23 protein-coding genes are annotated in these 20,346 nt (G+C 45.9%); 3 read left to right on the top strand and 20 right to left on the bottom strand.

Features of this window, described 5'->3' with window-relative positions; translation table 11 throughout:
* Nucleotides 1-116: 116 nt before the first annotated feature.
* The 10 genes from HMPREF0240_RS17700 to HMPREF0240_RS17655 all read right to left on the bottom strand — a co-directional run bounded on the left by HMPREF0240_RS17700 (nucleotide 117) and on the right by HMPREF0240_RS17655 (nucleotide 8,640).
* Nucleotides 117-725 carry a dihydroxyacetone kinase subunit L gene (locus HMPREF0240_RS17700; protein ID WP_009004786.1) on the bottom strand — a complete coding sequence of 203 codons (609 nt, stop codon included), beginning with the start codon at nucleotides 723-725 and terminating at the stop codon, nucleotides 117-119.
* A 15-nt stretch (nucleotides 726-740) separates the two neighbouring features.
* Entirely contained in the window at nucleotides 741-1,751 is a 1,011-nt protein-coding gene (locus HMPREF0240_RS17695) for a dihydroxyacetone kinase subunit DhaK (RefSeq protein ID WP_009004785.1), read from the bottom strand.
* Nucleotides 1,748-2,095 carry a PfkB family carbohydrate kinase gene (locus HMPREF0240_RS25240; protein WP_083806340.1) on the bottom strand — a complete coding sequence of 116 codons (348 nt, stop codon included), beginning with the start codon at nucleotides 2,093-2,095 and terminating at the stop codon, nucleotides 1,748-1,750. The genes HMPREF0240_RS17695 and HMPREF0240_RS25240 overlap by 4 nt, the downstream gene beginning before the upstream one ends.
* On the bottom strand, nucleotides 2,040-2,750 hold the full coding sequence (locus tag HMPREF0240_RS25235) for a PfkB family carbohydrate kinase (protein WP_035314056.1): 711 nt from the start codon (nucleotides 2,748-2,750) through the stop codon (nucleotides 2,040-2,042). Before HMPREF0240_RS25235 ends, HMPREF0240_RS25240 begins: the two co-directional genes overlap by 56 nt.
* On the bottom strand, nucleotides 2,743-3,765 hold the full coding sequence (locus HMPREF0240_RS17680) for a PfkB family carbohydrate kinase (protein WP_009004782.1): 1,023 nt from the start codon (nucleotides 3,763-3,765) through the stop codon (nucleotides 2,743-2,745). The genes HMPREF0240_RS25235 and HMPREF0240_RS17680 overlap by 8 nt, the downstream gene beginning before the upstream one ends.
* Before the next feature lie 24 nt (nucleotides 3,766-3,789).
* Nucleotides 3,790-4,359, bottom strand: coding sequence for an SIS domain-containing protein (locus tag HMPREF0240_RS17675; RefSeq protein ID WP_050794568.1), 570 nt, complete (start codon nucleotides 4,357-4,359; stop codon nucleotides 3,790-3,792).
* On the bottom strand, nucleotides 4,360-4,995 hold the full coding sequence (gene hxlA / locus HMPREF0240_RS17670) for a 3-hexulose-6-phosphate synthase (RefSeq protein WP_035314054.1): 636 nt from the start codon (nucleotides 4,993-4,995) through the stop codon (nucleotides 4,360-4,362).
* Nucleotides 4,996-5,012: 17 nt separating this feature from the next.
* Complete coding sequence (locus HMPREF0240_RS17665) at nucleotides 5,013-6,005, bottom strand: ABC transporter permease (protein WP_009004781.1); 993 nt, start codon at nucleotides 6,003-6,005, stop codon at nucleotides 5,013-5,015.
* Nucleotide 6,006: 1 nt separating this feature from the next.
* Nucleotides 6,007-7,515 carry a sugar ABC transporter ATP-binding protein gene (locus HMPREF0240_RS17660; protein WP_242833358.1) on the bottom strand — a complete coding sequence of 503 codons (1,509 nt, stop codon included), beginning with the start codon at nucleotides 7,513-7,515 and terminating at the stop codon, nucleotides 6,007-6,009.
* A 99-nt stretch (nucleotides 7,516-7,614) separates the two neighbouring features.
* Nucleotides 7,615-8,640 (bottom strand): ABC transporter substrate-binding protein, encoded by a 1,026-nt coding sequence (locus tag HMPREF0240_RS17655; RefSeq protein WP_035314052.1) that lies wholly within the window; start codon nucleotides 8,638-8,640, stop codon nucleotides 7,615-7,617.
* Between the two features lie 314 nt (nucleotides 8,641-8,954).
* Here HMPREF0240_RS17655 and HMPREF0240_RS17650 point away from each other — a divergent pair, with 314 nt between their 5' ends.
* Nucleotides 8,955-10,184 carry an ROK family transcriptional regulator gene (locus tag HMPREF0240_RS17650; RefSeq protein ID WP_009004778.1) on the top strand — a complete coding sequence of 410 codons (1,230 nt, stop codon included), beginning with the start codon at nucleotides 8,955-8,957 and terminating at the stop codon, nucleotides 10,182-10,184.
* Nucleotides 10,185-10,580: 396 nt separating this feature from the next.
* Nucleotides 10,581-11,120 (top strand): methylated-DNA--[protein]-cysteine S-methyltransferase, encoded by a 540-nt coding sequence (locus HMPREF0240_RS17645; protein WP_009004777.1) that lies wholly within the window; start codon nucleotides 10,581-10,583, stop codon nucleotides 11,118-11,120.
* Here HMPREF0240_RS17645 and HMPREF0240_RS17640 read toward each other — a convergent pair.
* Complete coding sequence (locus HMPREF0240_RS17640; protein ID WP_009004776.1) at nucleotides 11,117-11,941, bottom strand: MerR family transcriptional regulator; 825 nt, start codon at nucleotides 11,939-11,941, stop codon at nucleotides 11,117-11,119. The two genes, HMPREF0240_RS17645 and HMPREF0240_RS17640, sit on opposite strands and share 4 nt — an antisense overlap.
* Nucleotides 11,942-12,090: 149 nt before the next feature.
* Between HMPREF0240_RS17640 and HMPREF0240_RS17635 the strand changes: the two genes are divergently transcribed.
* On the top strand, nucleotides 12,091-13,455 hold the full coding sequence (locus tag HMPREF0240_RS17635) for an MATE family efflux transporter (protein ID WP_009004775.1): 1,365 nt from the start codon (nucleotides 12,091-12,093) through the stop codon (nucleotides 13,453-13,455).
* Between the two features lie 60 nt (nucleotides 13,456-13,515).
* Here the strand turns inward: HMPREF0240_RS17635 and HMPREF0240_RS17630 are convergent, their stop codons facing one another.
* Genes HMPREF0240_RS17630 through HMPREF0240_RS17590 form a run of 9 tightly spaced genes read right to left on the bottom strand, consistent with a single transcriptional unit; the run spans nucleotide 13,516 to nucleotide 20,333 of the window.
* Nucleotides 13,516-14,031 carry a YjbQ family protein gene (locus HMPREF0240_RS17630; RefSeq protein WP_009004774.1) on the bottom strand — a complete coding sequence of 172 codons (516 nt, stop codon included), beginning with the start codon at nucleotides 14,029-14,031 and terminating at the stop codon, nucleotides 13,516-13,518.
* Between the two features lie 9 nt (nucleotides 14,032-14,040).
* On the bottom strand, nucleotides 14,041-14,736 hold the full coding sequence (locus HMPREF0240_RS17625; protein ID WP_009004773.1) for a triose-phosphate isomerase: 696 nt from the start codon (nucleotides 14,734-14,736) through the stop codon (nucleotides 14,041-14,043).
* A gap of 11 nt (nucleotides 14,737-14,747) precedes the next feature.
* Nucleotides 14,748-15,581: a class II fructose-bisphosphate aldolase gene (locus tag HMPREF0240_RS17620; RefSeq protein WP_009004772.1), complete on the bottom strand. Its 834-nt coding sequence runs from the start codon at nucleotides 15,579-15,581 to the stop codon at nucleotides 14,748-14,750.
* Between the two features lie 22 nt (nucleotides 15,582-15,603).
* Nucleotides 15,604-16,755 carry a cysteine desulfurase family protein gene (locus tag HMPREF0240_RS17615; RefSeq protein WP_050794567.1) on the bottom strand — a complete coding sequence of 384 codons (1,152 nt, stop codon included), beginning with the start codon at nucleotides 16,753-16,755 and terminating at the stop codon, nucleotides 15,604-15,606.
* Entirely contained in the window at nucleotides 16,752-17,042 is a 291-nt protein-coding gene (locus tag HMPREF0240_RS17610) for a PTS galactitol enzyme II, B component (RefSeq protein WP_009004770.1), read from the bottom strand. Before HMPREF0240_RS17610 ends, HMPREF0240_RS17615 begins: the two co-directional genes overlap by 4 nt.
* Before the next feature lie 21 nt (nucleotides 17,043-17,063).
* Nucleotides 17,064-17,534: a PTS sugar transporter subunit IIA gene (locus HMPREF0240_RS17605; RefSeq protein ID WP_009004769.1), complete on the bottom strand. Its 471-nt coding sequence runs from the start codon at nucleotides 17,532-17,534 to the stop codon at nucleotides 17,064-17,066.
* A 23-nt stretch (nucleotides 17,535-17,557) separates the two neighbouring features.
* Nucleotides 17,558-18,814, bottom strand: a complete 1,257-nt coding sequence (locus HMPREF0240_RS17600) for a PTS transporter subunit IIC (RefSeq protein ID WP_009004768.1) — start codon at nucleotides 18,812-18,814, stop codon at nucleotides 17,558-17,560.
* A gap of 40 nt (nucleotides 18,815-18,854) precedes the next feature.
* Nucleotides 18,855-19,166, bottom strand: coding sequence for a galactitol-specific phosphotransferase enzyme IIB component (locus HMPREF0240_RS17595; protein WP_009004767.1), 312 nt, complete (start codon nucleotides 19,164-19,166; stop codon nucleotides 18,855-18,857).
* A 27-nt stretch (nucleotides 19,167-19,193) separates the two neighbouring features.
* Nucleotides 19,194-20,333, bottom strand: a complete 1,140-nt coding sequence (locus tag HMPREF0240_RS17590) for a uroporphyrinogen decarboxylase family protein (protein WP_009004766.1) — start codon at nucleotides 20,331-20,333, stop codon at nucleotides 19,194-19,196.
* Between the last annotated feature and the right edge of the window lie 13 nt (nucleotides 20,334-20,346).

The raw sequence follows: 20,346 nt of genomic DNA, 5'->3' as shown, positions 1-20,346 counted from the left end.
TAATAAAAACAGGAATAGAAATTCCTTACTCAAGGGTTTCTATTCCTGTTTCTTTTAAAAGTCAGATCACTTCCCAGAATAGAGTTACAGCATTTATATCTTCTGAAATGCCCTTTTTATTCCCTCTCCGCAATCCCTTCAAATATCAGTTTTCCTACAACGGCGCCTCCATCCATAAAACCAATGCTTTTTTCTTTATAATAAGCCGCTCTGCCATGTACTGCCTGCATATCACGGGTACTCTCTGCACCTTTTGCGGCGGCCTGTGCAGCCTTCTCAAAAACGTCAGCCTCAGATACATTCCCTGTAAGTGCTTCTACCCCTGGAATTAAGGCATCCAGAATGGTTTTTTCACCTGGCTTAGATTTAGCTTTTTCTGTGATCAACTGAATCCCATTTCTCATTGCCAGTGCTAACTCAGCAGCATCCATTTCTTCCTTTCCTTTGAGTGATTTAGCCATTCCCATCATACCAAAAGATAATATAGTCCCTAATGATGACGGCGCTGTTTCATTAAATTTTCCGGCACATCTCATAAACACTTTTCCCAAATCTTCCTCAGGCATCTCTGACAGTAAATTCAATACTGCTGTAAAACCGCTTAGCATAGAAACGCCTAAATCACCGTCACCAAACCTTGCGTCCATCTCTGTCAGGAGTTCATTCTGCGTCTTTATCTTTTCAGTTATACGCTCCATTGCCTTTAATACAGATAATTTATTCATCGCAGGTTTCCTTTCTCATTTATTTAAGCTTGTATAAAATGGAGTATTAGCGGGATCGCGGAGCAGTTCCTTTAGTTGTTCATCTAAATCCAAAACAGTAACTGACAGGCCGGCCATTTCCATAGATGTTGCAAATTCGCCGATATGCGGCATAAAAACGCGTATTCCCTGCCAGCCTAATATTTTCTCTACAGCCCTATATACGAGCAGCTGCTCTTCTAAAGGTGTTGCCCCTAGACCGTTTACCATAACAGAAACTTCTCCGTCACGTTTTACCGGCATGTCTGAAAGAATCCTTGCAAGTAATTCTTTGGCAATCTCATCTGCACTCATAATCGATTTCACTTCAATACCAGGCTCACCGTGGATACCCATTCCAATCTCAATCTCATTCTCATTAATCTGGAATGTTGCTTTCCCCACTTCCGGAACAATGCATGGTGAGAGTGCTACTCCCATGGTTCTCGTTCGGTCAATGGTTTTTTTTGCTATCTCAGCCACTTCTTCAAGAGTCATCATCCTTGCTGCAGCTGCACCAGCAGTTTTGAACGCATAAACCATACCGGCAACCCCACGGCGCTTTGAAGATTCATCCGCAACGGCCGACGCCACATCATCATTGACACGGACAATTTTTGTCTCAATCTCATCTTCAAAATTTACTATCTCACATGCCATTTCAAAGTTCATGTTATCCCCGCCATAATTTCCCTGAAGACAAAGCACTCCCCTCCCGCGGCTGCAGCACCTGATAGCCTGTGCCATGCGCGCTGAAGATGGTGAGGCAAACACATTTCCCACTGCACATCCATCCAGCATTCCCTGTCCTACATATCCAAGAAACACCGGCAGATGGCCGCTGCCTCCTCCCGTGACAATTCCAACTTTCCCCTCTGCCGCCGGATAATTACTCAAAAGAACTCTGTTATCGTTCACATCTGGTTTCAGCCGGTCACCATAGGCCGCATAAATTCCTTCCATTACTTCATCTACAAACCTTTCAGGCTGGTTAATAATCTTTTTCATTGGAGTCTCCATTTCTCAAAATCCGAATCATTTTCAGGCGTTTCCTGCATCAATTTCAATGCTTTTTCCATATCGGGCATCACCAGCAAAGATCCTCTCTGCATTGTACAGCCTGCGGCACAGGCATTACAAAATTGACCAATACTCTTCAATTCCTCTTTTTCCAGCATCCCGGCACAGCATCCATTTCTGGTTATAGAATATAGCAAAGCCCCCATGAAAGAGTCCCCTGCCCCGGTTGTATCTTCTGCCTGTACATGATAGGCAGGACAATAGACGATTCCCCGTTTATTCCCAAGCAGACAGCCCGTCCCCCCCCATTGTGACTGCAACGATCTTTGCATTCTGCTCTAAAAGATTTTTCATACCATGAATTGCATCGTTTTCTCCAAGGATAATCTGCATCTCTTCAATCGTTAATTTCAGTATATCAGCCGCCTTGATTGCCTCTTTCACTCTCATGTGCTCCGCCGGCGTTTTGTATGGAAAGCGATAATTTGGATCATAAGCAACTAAAGCCCCCTCATCCCGGGCAAGCACAAGCAGCCGTTTAACGGTTTCATAAATAGGATACTCAATCTCATGTGCCAGAGGTGTATAAAGAAAGACTTTACACTCCTTCATACAGGCTGTATCGATCTGATCAAAGTATATTTCCAAATCGGAACGTTTGCTTTTGGATTCCAGAAAATATCTGTCATTTCCTTCTTTAAAATGCACGAACAGCATTCGCGTACCTGCATCTTCAGAGAATCTAATGTTGGATGTATCTGCACCCAGGTCTTCCATGACACGCTTCAGATATTGACCATGTTCATCATTGCCCACTGTCGCTATAACGGAAGCCTTACCACCGAGAGCCTCAATCTGGGAGGCCACATTCATTGGTGACCCGCCTGGATTTCTTTCATAGACAGATATTCCTTCTTCTGTCAGTCCGGTGTATGTAAAATCAATCATCAAATCTCCAATTGCAACAATATCATATTTTTTATCCATTTTCATTTCCTTGCCTTATCATTTTAACTGTTTCATCCGCCAGCAGCAAAGGGGGATTCCTGCGGGTATTTTCAACTTCATACAATTCAGGGACGGATAAAATTGCACCGTTTTTTGCTGCACAGGACGCTCCTGCTGCATTTGCAAACTCTAATATTTCCCGCATCTCCCCGTCTTTTATCTGGCCAAGCTCCTTATTCAGCTGACATAGCTTTTGCAGCAAAGCACCCGTAAATGTATCGCCTGCGGCATTGGTATCCTTCACCGGAACCTGGTAAGAGCAAACATGCCCACTTCCGCCGTCAAAACAATAATAGCTGCCTTTTTCCCCTAATGTAATGACCACAAGACGCACGCCTGAACGTAACAGTCTTTTTGCACCAGCCTCTATATCCACCGTGTCAAGAAGCAATTCCAGTTCTTCATGTGATAACTTCAGGATATCGAACTCCGACAAGACCGGTAATATCTTCCTCTGTGCAAATGTCTTATCAAAAAGGAATGGGCGCCAGTTCAGGTCACAGCACGTTAAGGTATCTTTACGGCTTTTTTTTTGCAGATACTCCAGAATTACTTTGGCTGCAGTCATGGAGCTGTCAGCCCCTAACATCGCGCCGGATATATAGACAATTCTGGTTTCATCAACTAATGAATAGTCTATTTCTTTTTCTGAAATCAGCTCATAGGACTTCTTCAACTGCACAGAGAAAAATCTCCGTTCTCCATGTTCATCTAGTTTAACGATTGTTATTCCTGTTGGCGCCTCTTGCGTTACTTTGAGGTCTTTTACCTCTATCGAAACCTGCTGTAAAGTACCTCTTATGCTTTCTCCCAATGGATCGTCTCCAACCAGCCCCATCAACGCCGTCTTCCCGCCAAGTTTTGATACGGCAGCAAGCATGTTGCAGGGGGCCCCTCCCGGCTGGCTTTCGTAGAGTATATTGCCTGTCTCTGAAATTCCCGCAGGTGTAAAGTCGATGACTGCTTCCCCTATCGCAACAACATCATATTTCATTATTCACCTCTATTTTAATGTCTTTTATTCCAAGTTGGCATGCATAAAATCAATTACGGAACCGTCCTGTCCGTCTGATTCCATTAAGGCAGCGGTAATCCCATCCAGAACAATCGTTATGGCAAGTTCCGGAATATTTCCCGGCAGGTTTTTCTTTGTAAAAGCTAATTCATTGCTGTCATCCGAACCGACCCCGGGTGTTACCGGAATCGCTACAATACAATCAGCTGCCTGCGGAACAGGCGCCTCCGGATGCTGTGTCAGGACTGCTGTTCTTGCCCCATTTCCTTTTGCCTTTTTTACCAGTTCCAGTGTAACTTTTGTATGTCCTTTTCCAGAAGCAACAAGCAACAGATCCCCTTCCTGGATACTGGGCGTACACACTTCACCTACCAGGTAAGTTGTGTGTTTCGTCTGCATCAGCCGCATAGCAAAGTTTTTCATAGATAACAGGCTTCTCCCTGCTCCGCCGATAAAGATCCTGTTTGCTCTCTGAATCTCCCTAATCAGGTTCCGCGTATCCTCTTCCTCAATTCCTGATATCATTTCTTTCAGGGCCCGAATTTCCTCTAAACTGACGTCAACTGCATTCATTTATACTTCCTCCATGATTTTTTTCATTTCCCTGGCTACTTCTAACGGGTTCTCGGCATTTGCTATCGACGCCCCTACAATGACCAGATCCGGTTTGTAAAGAACCACTTTCCGCAGGGTTTCACAAGTAATCCCCCCCGCAACTGCGACCTGTGCGTTCTTGACCACTTCTTTTACTATTCTCAGCGGTTCTTCAGGGCTGCTGCTTCCCGCTACTGAAACCGCGCGATGGACACAGATATAATCCGGCTTAAGGCCGTCTACCTCTTTTGCCCTTGCGGCTATTTCCTGATCCGGAACTCCCATTAAATCTACCAGTATCTGTTTCCCCGCCTTACGTGCCGCATGAATTGTCTGTTCGATCGTACCGTTCCAAGTGCGTGCCGATACAGTTGTTATATCCGCCCCCGCTTCAAACGCGATTGTAGAAATTTCACTGCCGCCATCCATAATCTTAAAATCGGCCAGGATTTTCACACCAGGCACTGATTTTTTCAGTTCCCTAATTGACGTAATAGGATTTACAAAGGAAAAGGGAGTCCCCAATTCAACCACATCTATGTATTCTGATACCTGTTTTACCAACGCAAAACCTTCTTCTTTTGTAATTAAATCTAATGCAAGCTGTAATTCCATCTGTCTTTCCTCCTAATTTAAATGAATAAAACGCTATCTGTTACATACTCTTCTTTTTTGTCCGCATACACGACTAATACAATCAGAACTCCCAGGATTACCTGCTGCCAGAATGAATTGATTCCATTCAGGTTCAGTCCGTTTCTTAATACTGCTACAATAGCTGCTCCAACTAACGCCCCAATCACAGACCCTTCACCGCCCGCCATGGATACACCGCCTACCACTGCTGCGAAAATGCCTTCAAATTCGTAGTTCTGCCCCGTATTCGATTGTGCAGAAAGCATACGGCATGTCATTATCATACCTGCCAGGCCTGCCAGTGCCCCACCCAGCATATAGGTCAGAAACTTTACGCGGTCGACATTAATGCCTGACATCCTTGCCGCTTCAACATTACTTCCAATTGCATAGATATTACGTCCAAATACTGTTTTCTTCAGCAGAAATGTTAAACCCGCCGCACAAAGAAATACTATGTAGACCGGAACTGGAAGCCCGAGAATTCTTCCGTTTCCAATGAAATCTACTGCCTTGACAGTTTTCTCACTCACGGCACCGCGCAATGTGATTGTTGCCCCATCATTTAACAATTTTAATATACCTCTGTAAATCCATTGTCCGCCCAAAGTAGCTATAAAAGGAATCAGTTCCATTTTAGTAATCATGAAACCATTGACCGCCCCGCATACGACACCTACCAGGATCGTTCCTGCTATTGCAAACAACAACGATTCTTTCCAGGTAAGAAAGATACAGAACAGCCCTCCTGCCAGGCCAACGACTGCCCCAAGTGACAAATCAATACCGCCGGTAATGATTATGAAGGACATCCCCATGGATAACAGCATATACACGGAGGCTGACAGGAGCGTCTGTGTCAGGTTTGCAGCGCTTCTGAAACTCGGAGTGCTGATCCAAAGCACCAATAAAATCACCAATAAAATTATTAACGTACCCATATTATTTAAATATTTTTTATATTTGCTGTTCAATGTCAGGTTTTTCATCTTAACTTTCCTCCGAGTCCATTTCTTCAAATCCGGTTGCATGGCGCATGATTTTTTCTGAATCAGCTTCCGAAATATCCAGCTCCCCGGCAACACGGCCGTTCCGGAATACCACCACCCGATCGCTCATTCCGAGCACTTCCGGCAAGTCAGAAGAAATCATGATAATCGCTAATCCCTGGTCTGATAATTCATTCATAATATTATAAATCTCATATTTTGCACCGACATCAATTCCCCTGGTAGGTTCATCAAATACAATTACTTTGGCCCTCCTGGTAAGCCACTTCGCAATAATAACCTTTTGCTGGTTTCCTCCGCTCAGGTTTCCAACTTTCTGCTGAAGATTTGGTGTCTTAATCTGCAGCTTTTCAACAAATTCTTTTGCATTATCCCTGATAGATTTATCATTCATGACTCCCTTTTTCGAAAATTTTTTATAGGAAGCCATTGTAATGTTATCCTGAATATCCAGCCCCAATGCGACGCCATTTGCCTTACGATCCTCTGTCATATATACAAATCCAGACTCTATGGCACTTTCCGGATTTTTCATACTGCACTCTTTTCCACAAATAAAGACTTGTTTGGTGTCAACTGGATCTACCCCGAATATTGCCCTCATAGTTTCTGTCCGTCCTGACCCCACAAGGCCGGCAATTCCCAGTATCTCCCCTGCGTGGACTTCCAGATGACCCACATCCAGCTTGTCTTTATAACGAATATTGTTCGCTTCAAAAATGACCTCACCTATTTTTCGTTTGTATTTCGGATAAATGTCATTCATATCCCTTCCAACCATGAGCTTAATTATGGTATCTATATCTGTATCCTTATAATTCATGCTCTGAACAAGCTGCCCATCACGCATGACCGTGACGCAGTCCGCCAGTTCGTCCAATTCTTCCATCCGGTGGGAGATATAGACAATTCCCACTCCCCGCTTCTTCAGATCCCTGATAATTTCAAACAGATGCCGGATTTCTATGTCAGTCAGCGATGATGTAGGCTCATCAAATACAACGATCCTGCATCCCTGAGATACAACTCTGGAAATTTCAATCATCTGTCGTTCGGCTATTGAAAGATATTTAACCAATGCCGTCGGATCAATATCCAAATGCACCACATCCTGCAATATTTTACGCGCCTCTTCTACTATGTAGTTATCATCTGTAATACCACATATATTTTTTACCCTTCCAAGAAAAATATTATTAGCAACATCCAGATGCGGGCAGACACTCAGTTCCTGAAAAACAACACCTATTCCATGTTTCATTGCCTCAGATGCATTCGTGATTGTCACCTTTTCCCCATCGATATAAATGTTGCCCTCATTTGGCTGATAAACCCCATACAATATTTTAATCAATGTTGATTTACCCGCCCCATTCTCGCCTACCAATGCATGGACTTCTCCTCTATTCACTTCCAGCGAAAAATTCTGCAGTGCGGCCACCCCTGGAAATGTCTTTTTTATATTTTCCATTTTTAATAATGGTGCCATGATGAATCCTCCTATTAATTTGCGGAGACAGTCCGCTGTGCAGCACGCACTCAGACTATCTCCTCCAAGAATCCCAAGCCCGTCCGGTTAAGGAAGGATTTAATCAATATACTTGAGTGGAAACAGTATACGCTGCATGTCTTCTTCCTGCATATTTTCCTGTGTGACAACCGTACATCCCGTATCAACGACCTCATGTGCCTGTTCTTCGCCTTTGCACGCTTTCAATGCTGACTCAAATCCCATATATCCCATCTGATATGGCTGTTGAACCGTCATAAAGTTAATTACGCCCTGCTCCATCAGCTGAACCGTATCTTCATTCGCATCAAAGCCAGCCAAAATAATATCTTTTTCCTTACCTAACTGTGTCAGTGCTGCCCCGCATCCGGAACTGCGGACTTCATCTACCGCAAAAATTCCTGCCAGGTCTGGATTTGCCGTAATTACATCTATGGTCTGTGATGTTGCCAGTGCCATGTCTGCATCACTGTAGAGAGATCCTAAAATTTCGATATCCGGGCAATTCTTTTCCATGTATTCCGTAAACCCTTCAATCCTGGCAATATTACTTGTTGCTGCCGCTGAACCTCCAAATATATGTATCTTCCCTTTCTTATTTAACTGCTTTGCCATTTCTTCCGCCGCTGCTGCACCGGCAGCTTTATTATCCGTCATAAATGCATTTACATAATCGTCACTTGAAATCAGGGTATCCACTAAAATAACCGAAATTCCTTCATCTGCTGCCGCCTCACAAACAACTGCCAGTGGATCCATATCCAATGGAGCCAGGATAATAGCATCTGGTTTCGAATTAATTACATCATACATCGTGTCCACCTGGCGGGCAGAAATCTCTTCATCGGGATAAATCACCTTTGCCTCCATGCCATTATCTTCTGCTGCTTTCTCGACGCCGCCTGCTACAATACTCCAGAAGTCAGCCACACCTTTCGGTATAAATACAATATTAAACGTATCATCCTCAGCTGCATCTTTTGATGCTTCACTTTTCTGTCCGTCCCCCGCTGCAGCCTTGTCGCTTTTCCCATCACTGCCGCATCCAAACAAGGATATCCCCAGAGCCATCACCATAACAACAGAAACAATTTTTTTCTTCATACCATTCTTCTCCTTTTTTAACTCTATTTATTAACTGCGTTAACTCTTGTAACTCAAATGCTATCATATGAGCGATATTTAGTCAATCTATAAAATTTATTTTGTACATTATATCCTATTTCAAAATGTTTTTATTGTGTATATCTTACAATATTCAACGTTTAATCATTTAACTAAGTTAAATATTTTACTTAATATCATTTATCTTGTTGACATTAATTTCCTTACAGGATAAAATATTAGAAAGCAATATCACATTGCATCATTGTATTGAAAACAAAGTAACATCTTAAATCATGGAACGGAGTAGGAAAATGGGAAAATCAGGAAAGAACTTAGACGATTTATTAGATTTGAACCGGGCACAGGTAATGCGCTACATTGTTCAGAATAGAGGCTGCTCTCGGACCGATTTGGGACAGAATATGGGATTGACCCAGGCATCTATAACTAAAATTATTCATTCGTTGATTGAAAACGGGGCCGTCTATGAAACCGGATATGTGGCCGGTAAAAAGGGGCGTCGTTCTGTCGGATTGTCAATCAATTATGATAAGTATAAAATATTGGCTGTGAAATTATCCTGGCAGCGATTAAAAATATGTGCTTATGATTTTTTAGGAAATGCATATGGACAGCTTATTTCCATTCCTTTTGAAAGTATGGACTTGAAAAACATTGAATCAATTACAAACATGATTATCGATGGGATCAGAAGCTTCACCAGTGAATACCCCGAGATAGTCGCCATCGGTATGGCAGTACCCGGCCCTTATTACAGGGAAACAGGTTCAATCCTGCTTCCGCCTTATAACAACGATCCCCAAAAGAGAATTTACTATTCGCTTCGGGCAAAGCTGCAGGAACACACTGCGCTTCCTCTTTTTATAGAACATGATGCAGATGCAGGAGCACTGGGTTACTGGTGGTTCTACACCAATTGCAATCACAAACTCATTACACTACACATTCTTGCCAGCGAAGGAGTTGGCGGCGGTTTAGTAGAAGATTCGCACATTTTTTCGGGCAAACGGGGGCATTCTTGTGAATTGGGGCATATTACAATTGATTATAATGGACGAAAATGCGTCTGCGGAAGCAAGGGATGCCTGGATGCATACTGCAGCTTTCGCTCAATTGAACAAATTGCAAAAGAACAACTGCCGGAGTATCCCAATAGTTTATTACAACAGCTTAAAAGTTTCTCTGCCCAGTCCTTTTTTTCTGCGATGCGCCAAAAGGATGAACTTGCTGTTAAAATTGTCCATGAAACAGGGGTTTATTTGGGACATGCTTTGATTTCCCTATTGCCTGTTTTTGATCCTGATATCGTTGTTATCAGTGATATTCTTGCATTGGGTGAAGACATTTTACTTGAAGGCATCAACCAAGCTTTTGAATCAAGACAGTCATTCTTTACCCGTAAACCCCAGATAAAGCTAATTGAAGATTCACAGGATTTAGTCCTTTTAGGCGCCGCTACCGTAGGGATTGATGAAGTATTAAAAAAACCGACAGAATATATGCTGTCATCACCAGAATAGATTTACTCATATCTTTTCTTCTTTCTACTGCTGTCAGAAAGTGAGATAAACATACCATTTTTATATGAAAGAGTAAATATCAACTGTGCAAAAGTAAACTTCACAGTCCTTTGGAGTGGTGGAATTTAAAAATTCAATTTTGGTAGTTTTATTAGACTGGCAGGGCTATGAACGATTTATCATTAATGTAGTAAACTAAATTTAACGATAAATTAGAATTCAAGCCTGCCAGACGATTTGTAAAACAGTTTGCCAACAGTTGAAGAAATCAAATAGGAACTGTATCAATTATGCAATGTCCCGTTGCACAATTACAATTTACAAGGCTAATGATTTAGATTATTCAAATTTACATACATGTAGATATATTATAAAAAAATACTAGGAGGAAACAACATGTACTACTCAACCAGTTATATGTCCCCCGTAGGAAATCTTCTGCTTGCCAGCAGCGATACCAGCCTCATCGGTCTGTGGATAGAAGGCCAGAAATACTTCAGAGCCACTGCACCCGAAGCCATGGAAGAAAGAAAAGATATCCCTGTATTAAACGCCGCCAAAGATTGGCTGGACAGATATTTTTCCAGGAAAAAGCCGGCTGTTTCAGAGCTTTCCCTTGCCCCCGCAGGAAGTGAATTCCGCCGGATCGTATGGGACATCCTCTGTGAGATCCCATACGGTGAAGTCGCCACCTATGGAGAAATCGGACGCAGGGCGGCAGAACGTATGGGAAAAGCAAGTATGTCCGGACAGGCCGTGGGCGGGGCTGTCGGGCACAACCCCATATCCATTATTATCCCCTGTCACCGCATTGTAGGTTCCAATAAGAGTCTCACTGGCTATGCCGGAGGCATCAGCAAAAAAGTGCAGCTGCTTCAGCTGGAAGGCGTAGATACTTCACAATTTTTGATGCCGAAAAAAGGAACCGCACTTTAATTTTTATGAGAGACTGTTCTGCAGGATACCCGCGTGACATACTCGTCTTCGGACTTTTGGGTCAGTCCGTCCAGCAGGTAATCCTCATAGCAGTCCCCACATAGCTCCAGTCCCTTCTCCCTGGCATACTCCAGCATCCGCCCGTAAGTACTTGGAAGCTCTTCCCAGTGCCCCTTATGGTAAGCTGCCAGATACGTCCCCGCGGGCCTTTCCTCACAACTGGCACCAGGAATTTTCTTATCTGTCACCACATATGCAGACTCATAATTATCATATATTTCTTCTATAACATTATGCAGAGATTGTTTGTATCCGATTCCATAGACACCTTTGATACCAAAAGATTCACATATGTTCAGAAGCTTTCCGGCTTCCATGGCCCAAACCTTTTCATCGTTCGAATTAACCCTGGCTGTAACCGCATAGGATGCGGGCATCTCAATCAGCTCAATCTGTCTGATTTCAACCGCTGCCGCTTCCCGAAGCACTTCCCGTTTCTTCATAATCCATTCCTTTGTTCTCTTCAGCCTTTTCTGCTTCTGTTCTACGATCTTCTGTTCTTTATCCAGCAGTTCAAGCAGATTCTCCGGCGATCTCCGATCCAGGTATTCCCGGATCTCGCTCAACGGCATATCCAGGTCCTTTAAGGTATAAATCACGTCAAACACCTCGATCTGCGCAATTGAATAGTAGCGGTACCCGTTTTTTCCTTTTCTCTCTGGGCTGAAGAGTCCGATCTCATCATAATGGAAAAGAGTATGTTTTGTAACTCCCACAATCTTAGCAAATTCCCCCGCCGTTAACGTCCTGCTGTTCTCCATATTTCCCGCCTCCGTTCTATGAAAATACAACCTTATGATAAATTTTAATATTTTTTAAATATTTTTACAATATTAGCTTGACTATCGCGTTACCCTATACTTTATCATAACATGTGCTATAAAACAAACTCATAGAAAGGATGTTTATTATGTCATTATCAATCGCTAAAGATTTCCGTTTTTTTTCACTGCTCAGATTCGCACTCCCGACTATGATTATGATGGTTTTCACTTCTTTATATACGATAGTAGACGGGATTTTTATTTCCCGTTTTGTGGGGAGCAATGCTTTGTCCTCCGCAAATATTGTCTTTCCTGTTATTAACCTGATAATCGCAGTTGGTGTCATGTTTGCAAGCGGGGGGAGCGCTCTGATCGCCAAAAAGCTGGGAGAGCATAAAGAAAAAGAGGCCAACCAGGACCTCTCTTTGATTATTGCAACTTCTCTGCTGCTCAGTATTATTATATTGGCTGCTGGCAGTTTATTTCTGGAACCACTGGTACGCCTGTTAGGCTCAACCGATATCCTGGTGGCAAACTGTAAAGGCTACCTCGGTGTCCTGCTGTTTTTTGCACCAGCCTGCATCCTGCAGCTGCTTTTCCAGACATTCTTTGTCACAGCCGGCAAACCTCATCTGGGTCTGATCCTGACTGTACTGGGGGGTATTGTTAATATGATACTGGACTATGTATTCATGGGACCTCTGAACATGGGAATTCAGGGCGCTGCCCTGGCGACCGGCCTCGGACAGGTCATCCCGGCTATTGCCGGACTGCTGTACTTTTTATCCGGCAAAAATGCACTGCGAATTGTGAAACCACGCTTCAGCATGGCGACCCTGCTCAAGAGCTGCTCCAACGGTTCTTCCGAGATGGTCACCAATATTTCCACCGCAGTGGTTACCTACCTGTTTAACATCGTAATGCTCCGGCTCCTGGGAGAAGCAGGTGTGGCCGCGATCACAATCGTGCTCTACGGACAGTTTCTGTTCAACGCACTGTATTTCGGTTTCTCCATGGGGGTTGCTCCTGTAATCAGCTATAATTACGGGAGAGGAAACATTCCGCTTTTGCAGAGGATCTTTAAAATATGTACCGGGTTTGTTTCTGTATCCTCAATAATTGCAACTGCAATCGCACTGACTTTTTCTCCTTATATCGTGGAGATCTTTACGCCTGCCGGTTCACCAACCTATGAAATTGCCAGAACAGGATTCTTTCTGTTCTCATTCAACTATATATTTGCAGGCATGAATATATTTGCCTCCTCCATGTTTACCGCATTTTCAGACGGACCTGTGTCCGCAATTATTTCATTTGCCCGCACGTTCGTGTTCATCGTCGTAAGTATCCTGCTGCTGCCTGAACTGCTGGGGGTTACCGGAGTATGGCTCTCTGTACCCGCGGCAGAATGCGTTACACTTCTGCTCTCCTTCTTTTTCTTCTTTATCAAGAGAAAGAAATATCACTATGTCGGCAAAAAGGTTACCCGGGAACTGGTAAATCAACTTTAATAAACTGGCCCCCCGTAATATCCGCCCCCAGGGCTTATATTACGGGGGCCTTTGAGTGTACTACTCTCCCATAATCATGACATGACACTTGCGCTCCCGTGAGCGGTTCTGATCCCAGTCAATAAAATAGATATACCCCACCGATCCGATCATCAGGCTGCCCTCCCGCAGGATAAAGGCTTCACTGGCCCCGAAAAATGAGGCACGGATATGAGCGTCTCCATTCAGTATTGTTGCCGGGTCACAGGGATACTGAGGGTCGTCCAGCCCCATCAAAAAGTCCAGATGTTTCGGACCCGGATACCGGTACTCCATATCCTCTGTTCTTTCTCTCGGAATAATGCGGTCCAGTATGCGGTTCAAATCAACCTGCAGAAATTCATCCCCGTTAAAATCCGTATCATGAACATATTCCTCAAAGATAACCGAGCACGTCGTATGCGGTGACTGCACCACGCACATACCATTCTCTATCCCGCTGGCTGCGGCGATGGCACGCACCTGTTCTGTCACATTGTGATAGGAAGGACGTGAACCGTTAGACTGTACAATAATCGTATCCTGGTAAATTTTCATTAATCTCTCTCACTTTCTGTCATTTTTTGCCCGTACCAGAGCCTCAATCATCTCATCAAGAGCCTTAAACGGGTCCGGCGCCGCCACGATGCCGCTGGTACCGCCCGTACCGTCCGCCCCCGACATAATTGCCCCATACACATCCTGACCTGTACTGATTCCTGCTGCCTGTAAAACAAGCGTCCCGGGGGAAACCGTTTTAACTGCCTCATTTGTGGCCGCCATATAATTCTGATCGCTGACCGTACCGGTTCCGATCAAAGAGGTTGGCTCGCAGACCATAATATCCGGATGCAGCATAGCCAGCGCTTTGGCCTCCTCCACAGTATCCGCGCACACGATCGTCAGAATGCCCAGCTCATCGGCGCGTGCCATCGCTTTTGCCAGCTGTGCAAACGGCATCGCATGCTCTGCATGATTGAGGAATGTTGCCTTCACGCCGATATCGGCCAGCGCCTCGGGCAGCACATGCCCCATTCCGCTGCCCGGATGCAGACCATCCATATGCTGTGCTGTAATAATCAGATGTTCCGCTTCCTGGCTGATCAGCCGCAGATCCACCAGCTGGCCGGTAAAAAATATATCCACATCATACTGCTTTGCCAGCTTATCTGCATACCGCGCCAGTTCCAGCGCCTGTTCCCCATAGACGTATGCCTTGGGGTTTATAACAAAAAACGGTGTCCGTATTCTATACTTTTCCATCATTCTCCCCCTCAGTTCCCGGCAAACACAGAATAGTAATGTTCTAATACATCTGCCATTCCCCTGTTGGCCGCCCGCTTAACTGCAAGATAATCTGCCGCGGAATCTTTCTGGATCTGCTCCATAGCTGCCGTCAGAAAGTCTGTAAATATATTGATTTTAGAGATCCCCTCAACCGCACACCGGTGCAGATTGTCATCCCCGGTACCGGAACCGCCGTGAAGCACCAGCGGAACCTGAATCTTCTCCGCCAGCTTATGCAGACAGTCAAAGCTCAGCACAGGACTTTCCAGATTTTTATATATACCGTGTACCGTACCGATAGAAACCGCCAGTGAATCCACCTCCGTCTGAGCCACAAATTCTGCGGCCTCCTCAGGCATTGTATAAACAGATTCGGAATTCTCGAATGAAGCAAAATTATCCCCCTGCCCCACATGCCCGATCTCCGCTTCCACCGTCACATTACTGTCATGCGCAAGCCGCACGATCTCACTTGTGCACCGCACATTTTCCTCAAAACTCTTGTCTGACGCATCAATCATGACCGAGGTGAATCCCAGTTCAATTGCACGCCCGATAAATTCCCGGTCCATCCCATGATCAAGATGAAGAGCCACCGGTACACTGGACTCTCTGCCCAGCAGACATCCAATCGCTGCGGCCTCCTCCAGTGACAGCATATTCTCCAACGCCTGTGCATAAGAAAGAATCAGCGGTTTCTGCAGCCTTTCCGCAGTTTTAACAAATACACGTGCCGAGTCAAGGTCAACAAAATCCGGGGCCGGCAGGGCATAGGTTCCCTGCCTTGCATTCTCCAGCATTTTCTTTGTGTTTACTAACATTCTATATCTTCCTCCTGTTTCCTTATTCATTCATCAGCCCGTCTGCACTTCGCAGGCGTCTGGCCGTTTCTTTCAATCCTTTAATTAATTCTCCAACCTTTTCATCTGTCAGTCCGCATCCCAGTGAGAGTCTGATACCGCCCCGGGCCAATTCTTCCGAAAGCCCGATAGCCCTTACTACATGGGACGGTTCCACACTCTGCGAATTGCACGCTGATCCCATAGAAACCTGAATCCCCGCCCTTGCAAGCCAGAATAGCATCCCCTCTGCCTCTATTCCATAAAAGGACAGATGAAGAATGGAATCCGCACTGCAATCCAGGGGACTGTCAATGCGGATTCCATCCACCACTGCCAGTTCCTGAATGATCCGGGTTTTCCACCGTTTCATATCGGCTCTCATCGCTTCTGCACGTTCTTTCAGACGCTGTGCCGCCGCACCCATACCGATAAGTGCCGGCACATTTTCTGTTCCACCCCGCAGCTGATGCTCCTGCTGCCCGCCGTGCTGCATCGGACATAGCGGCACACCTTCCCGCACGTACAGAGCACCCGCACCTTTCGGGCCATAGAATTTATGTGAGGACAGCGTCAGCAGATCAATCCCTGCCGCCTCAACATCAATCTCCTGCGTCGTCACGGCCTGCACGGCATCGGTATGGAACCAGGCCCCTCCCGCATGTGCAATACGCGCCAGCTCAGGAATGTCCTGTATGGTTCCCAGTTCATTATTCACCCACATGATGGATACCAGAAATGTATCCTCTGTCATTGCCGCCTGCAGATCGTGGGGATCTACAAGTCCCCGTGAGTCAACCGGCAGACGGGTAACCCGAAAACCTCTCTGCTCCAGCCATACGCAGGTTTCCAGGAGTGCGTGATGTTCAATGGAGCTTGTTATCAGGTGACGCTTATGCTGGCCTGCATGCAGGGCCGTACCCAGAACAGCCAGGTTATCGCCCTCCGTGCCGCCGGATGTAAAAATAATCCTCTCTGCGGGAGCTCCGATCAGATCTGCTGCCTGTCCTCTTGCCCGCTCCACCGCCCCATGAACCTGCCGCGCCTGAGGATACAGCGCCGACGGATTATAAAAATACTCCGTCAGGTAGGGCAGCATTTGTTCTGATACCATAGGATCCAGCGGCGTTGCAGCCGCGTAATCTGCATAAATCATGCGCTCGCCTCCATACATAATAAGCCGGCAATGCTGCCGAGCAACTCCTTTTCACCCACATGGTTTATAAACGGTTTGCCGCTTATGACAGGACACTGCACATCCTCAAAATAGGGGAACATCTCAATGATCAGATCGTAGCCCGGGCGGACATAAGACGTCTCCCACAGGTTCTGGATCGTAACCGCCACCATCACTCCTGCCGCAGCACAGCGGGCCTCTATCTTATCTGCTGCGACCAGCATAGTTGTACCACACAGGCCGCCCGCGATCAGTACTTTTTTCACAAAATGTCCCCCTTTCCCTCACTATGACTCCGGATATGTCTCCCAGGCAGCAAATATCCGGGCAAATTCTGCCGGTGTTTCCGCCACCTTCAGATCCCTCAACAGGCCCACGCGTGAAAAGCACTCCATCAGTTCCTGCAAATCCTCAAGATGTGAATCCGCTCCGGAAGCATTTGCAAGCATAAATATCAGCTCTGCCGGAAGCTTCTCATCGCTGTCCGCCATGTTGCCAAACTCAACGGGGCTGAGAAGGCGAACTGCACTTACTCCGGTCCGCAGCACATCCCCGCTCTTGGCATGGGGCAGCGCTGTAATCACGTCATCTGTCGGCAGCCCGGTGGGATAAGACTTTTCCCTTTCCAGTACATCTTCCACATATTGTGTACCTATGTATCCATTTCTGTACAGGCAGTCCGCAGCCAGGCGGATCGCCTGTTCACTGGACTCGGCACTGCAGTCCAGCAGAATATTATTTTCATCTAATACAATCATTTCATCCTCCAGTTTTGAATCTGTTATCCAATCAGATTGAACAGCCATACAATCAGCCCGCCCAGAGGATCACCACCCATATCAAGGCTGGAATTCTGGATAGACGCGTCTGCCAGTCCGAGCATTCCCATAGTCTCTGTATGGATAGGTGCCATGGCCGAAGCGATATAAAATACAGGTATCGACCATACCAGTAGGAACAGCACAATACGGAAGACATTCCCTTTGAGCTGTGCTGCGCAGGCTCCGCACCAGTATGGGATCAGCGCCAGAGACGCAATCGGAAGCAGTGCATTTCCCGGCAGTACCATTGCCAGTATTATAATAAGAGGATACAGGATTACTGCCGCCGCCATAACGGACGGATGTCCAAGCAATGCTGCGCAGTCCACGCCCACATACAGTTCCCGTCCCTCGAACTTTTCCTGGACAAATTCAGTGATCGCATTGGCAACAGGTATTACGCCTTCGCATAACACAGAAACTGTCTTCGGCAGAAATACCATCAGAACACCAATCTGGAAGCCCAGGTTCAGAACCGCCCCGTACTGGTAGCCGGCCATAATCCCGATAAGAATCCCGATCACAACACCCATGACACCAAGTTCACCGAAAACGCCCATCCTTTTACGCGTGTTTTCAGGGGAGGCATCTATATCTCTCAGGCCCGGTATTTTTTCTATCAATGTATTAAATGGTTTTGCCACAAGTCCGATCAGATTCACGGTACACGGAACAGCAATTCCCGGCATCCCATTGAATTCCTGGTAATCCTTGGCTGTCCAGTCTGCAATGATGGAACCGACCGCAAGAAACAGCACACCCGCCAGGACACCCAGCGTAATATTGCCTCCGGTAGCCGCCCAAACGAAACCGCCCACCACATTGCCGTGCCAGATGCTCCAGATATCCGTCCACATCGTCTTTGTAAGCTTCAGCACGATCATCAGTGCATTAACGGCAAGAATTCCAAGAATAACCAGTGCAAGGCCAGGCCATGCAAATGCGATTCCGGAGCTTCCCCACCCCAGATCTGCCACATCGAGATTCGTATCAAACCGGTCCGAAAATGCCTGTATTGCGGGTGTCAGCTGCGCAATCGCCGCATTGACGATTACATTCAGCCCCGCCAGTCCGATGCCTGCATAAATGCCGCCGCGGAGGCTCTTTGAAAAGCCGGCCCGAAATACAAGACCCAGAATAAACAGTACTGCCATGACCAAAACAGAGCTTCCCAGGTTAGACAAAACACCGGAAACCTGTGCTACTATATTTTCCATATCCCCATTCCTTTCTCTATTTGAATATCATTGTCAACGGTTATCCTTCATATATCTCGTTCATTTTGTCAAGTATCTGTGCACAGAGCTGCAGCTTTGTTTTCTTGGAGCCGATGACAAAGCTCATCCCCTGGATGCCCGGGGCATTAAAATTAGGATCAATCTGCGTCATCCATACGACCACCATATTTTTGCGGCCATTGTATGGGTTAATGTCTCCGATCATCGCATGAATCACCTCAATATCCTGTACATTCTCGGACTCCAGATACTCTTTGATTTTGTTTTTTGCGTTGAGTGACGTATTAATTCCGCCGCCGCATACACAAAGAATCAGTTTACTCTCAGCCATAATGTTTCTCCTCTCTGAACATTTTTATTATTGATGACTGCCAATGGGATAAATCCCGTAACTCCTGCCGACTTCGTACATATGTAAGAAATTTTCAACCGGCACATCTGTCTGGAAGTGATTGGATGGTGAAAGAATATAGCCGCCGTCCTTTGCAAAAGCATCCAGACGTTTCTTCACATCCTTCTCCGTATCTTCCTTTGTTCCCGGCAAAGCCTGCTGGATATCCACTCCGCCGTGGAAGATCAGCCGGTCTCCGAATTCCTTCTTCAATTCTGCAGAATCCATGTCCTTTGCCAGCGGCTGCAGTGCACTCTGGATATCCACCCCCATTTCGATAAAATGCGGCATCAGCAGCTTAACGCTTCCGCAGCTGTGCAGGAAAATCTTAATATTAGGAGCCGCTTTTCTGCAGGCGTCAAACAATCTTCTGTGAGGCTCCAGCATAAATTCTTCAAATAAGTCCGGTGACATAAAAGGTGCATTCTGCGTGCCAAAATCCGAAGAAAACTCCAGCCATTCAATATATGGCCCAACCGCTTCCAGATACCATACATTCAGCTCAATCAGAAGATCCGTCACTTTGTTGATCAGAGCCATTGCAAAATCGGGATCTTCATACATATCAACCAGGAACTGTTCGATTCCCCTGAGATACTGGCACATTTCAAAAATAGTTCCCGATGTGGCTGAGGTAGCAGTAATAGCAAAATCTGTATTCTCATACCAGTCTGCCGCGCGCTCACGCAGTCCCCTCACTCTTCCCTCATCTCTCATAACCGGCCAGTGATATGTTTCCAGATCCTCAATCTCTGCATCGGCCAGGGGATGGTATGACAAGGAGGGATGAATTCCAATCAGCTTACGCCCTACGCCCCACTCATCGATAATATTGCCGTCATCGTCTTTATAACTTTTAAAACCATCCGGCTTCCCGATGTTGATATGACGAAAATCTGAACCGATCAGATCGCTGATGCGGTAATCTTCATATTCTGAGGTTGACCCCGGACGAATACGTTCCCCCAATTCTGTGTATCCCAGATATTTGGCAGCTATTTCGTAAAACTCGGTATTCATACGGCTGTCGGTTCCCCACAGATCCATCGGTACCCGATCCGGTATCTCACGCCTCAGAACAGCCCTGACTCGTTCCCTGCTATTCATAATAACTACTCCT

Source organism: Clostridium sp. D5 (assembly GCF_000190355.1).
In the GTDB taxonomy this organism is placed as follows: domain Bacteria; phylum Bacillota; class Clostridia; order Lachnospirales; family Lachnospiraceae; genus Faecalicatena; species Faecalicatena fissicatena_A.
Note: the sequence above shows the minus strand (reverse complement) of the source record. Positions and strands in the feature narration are given on the sequence as shown.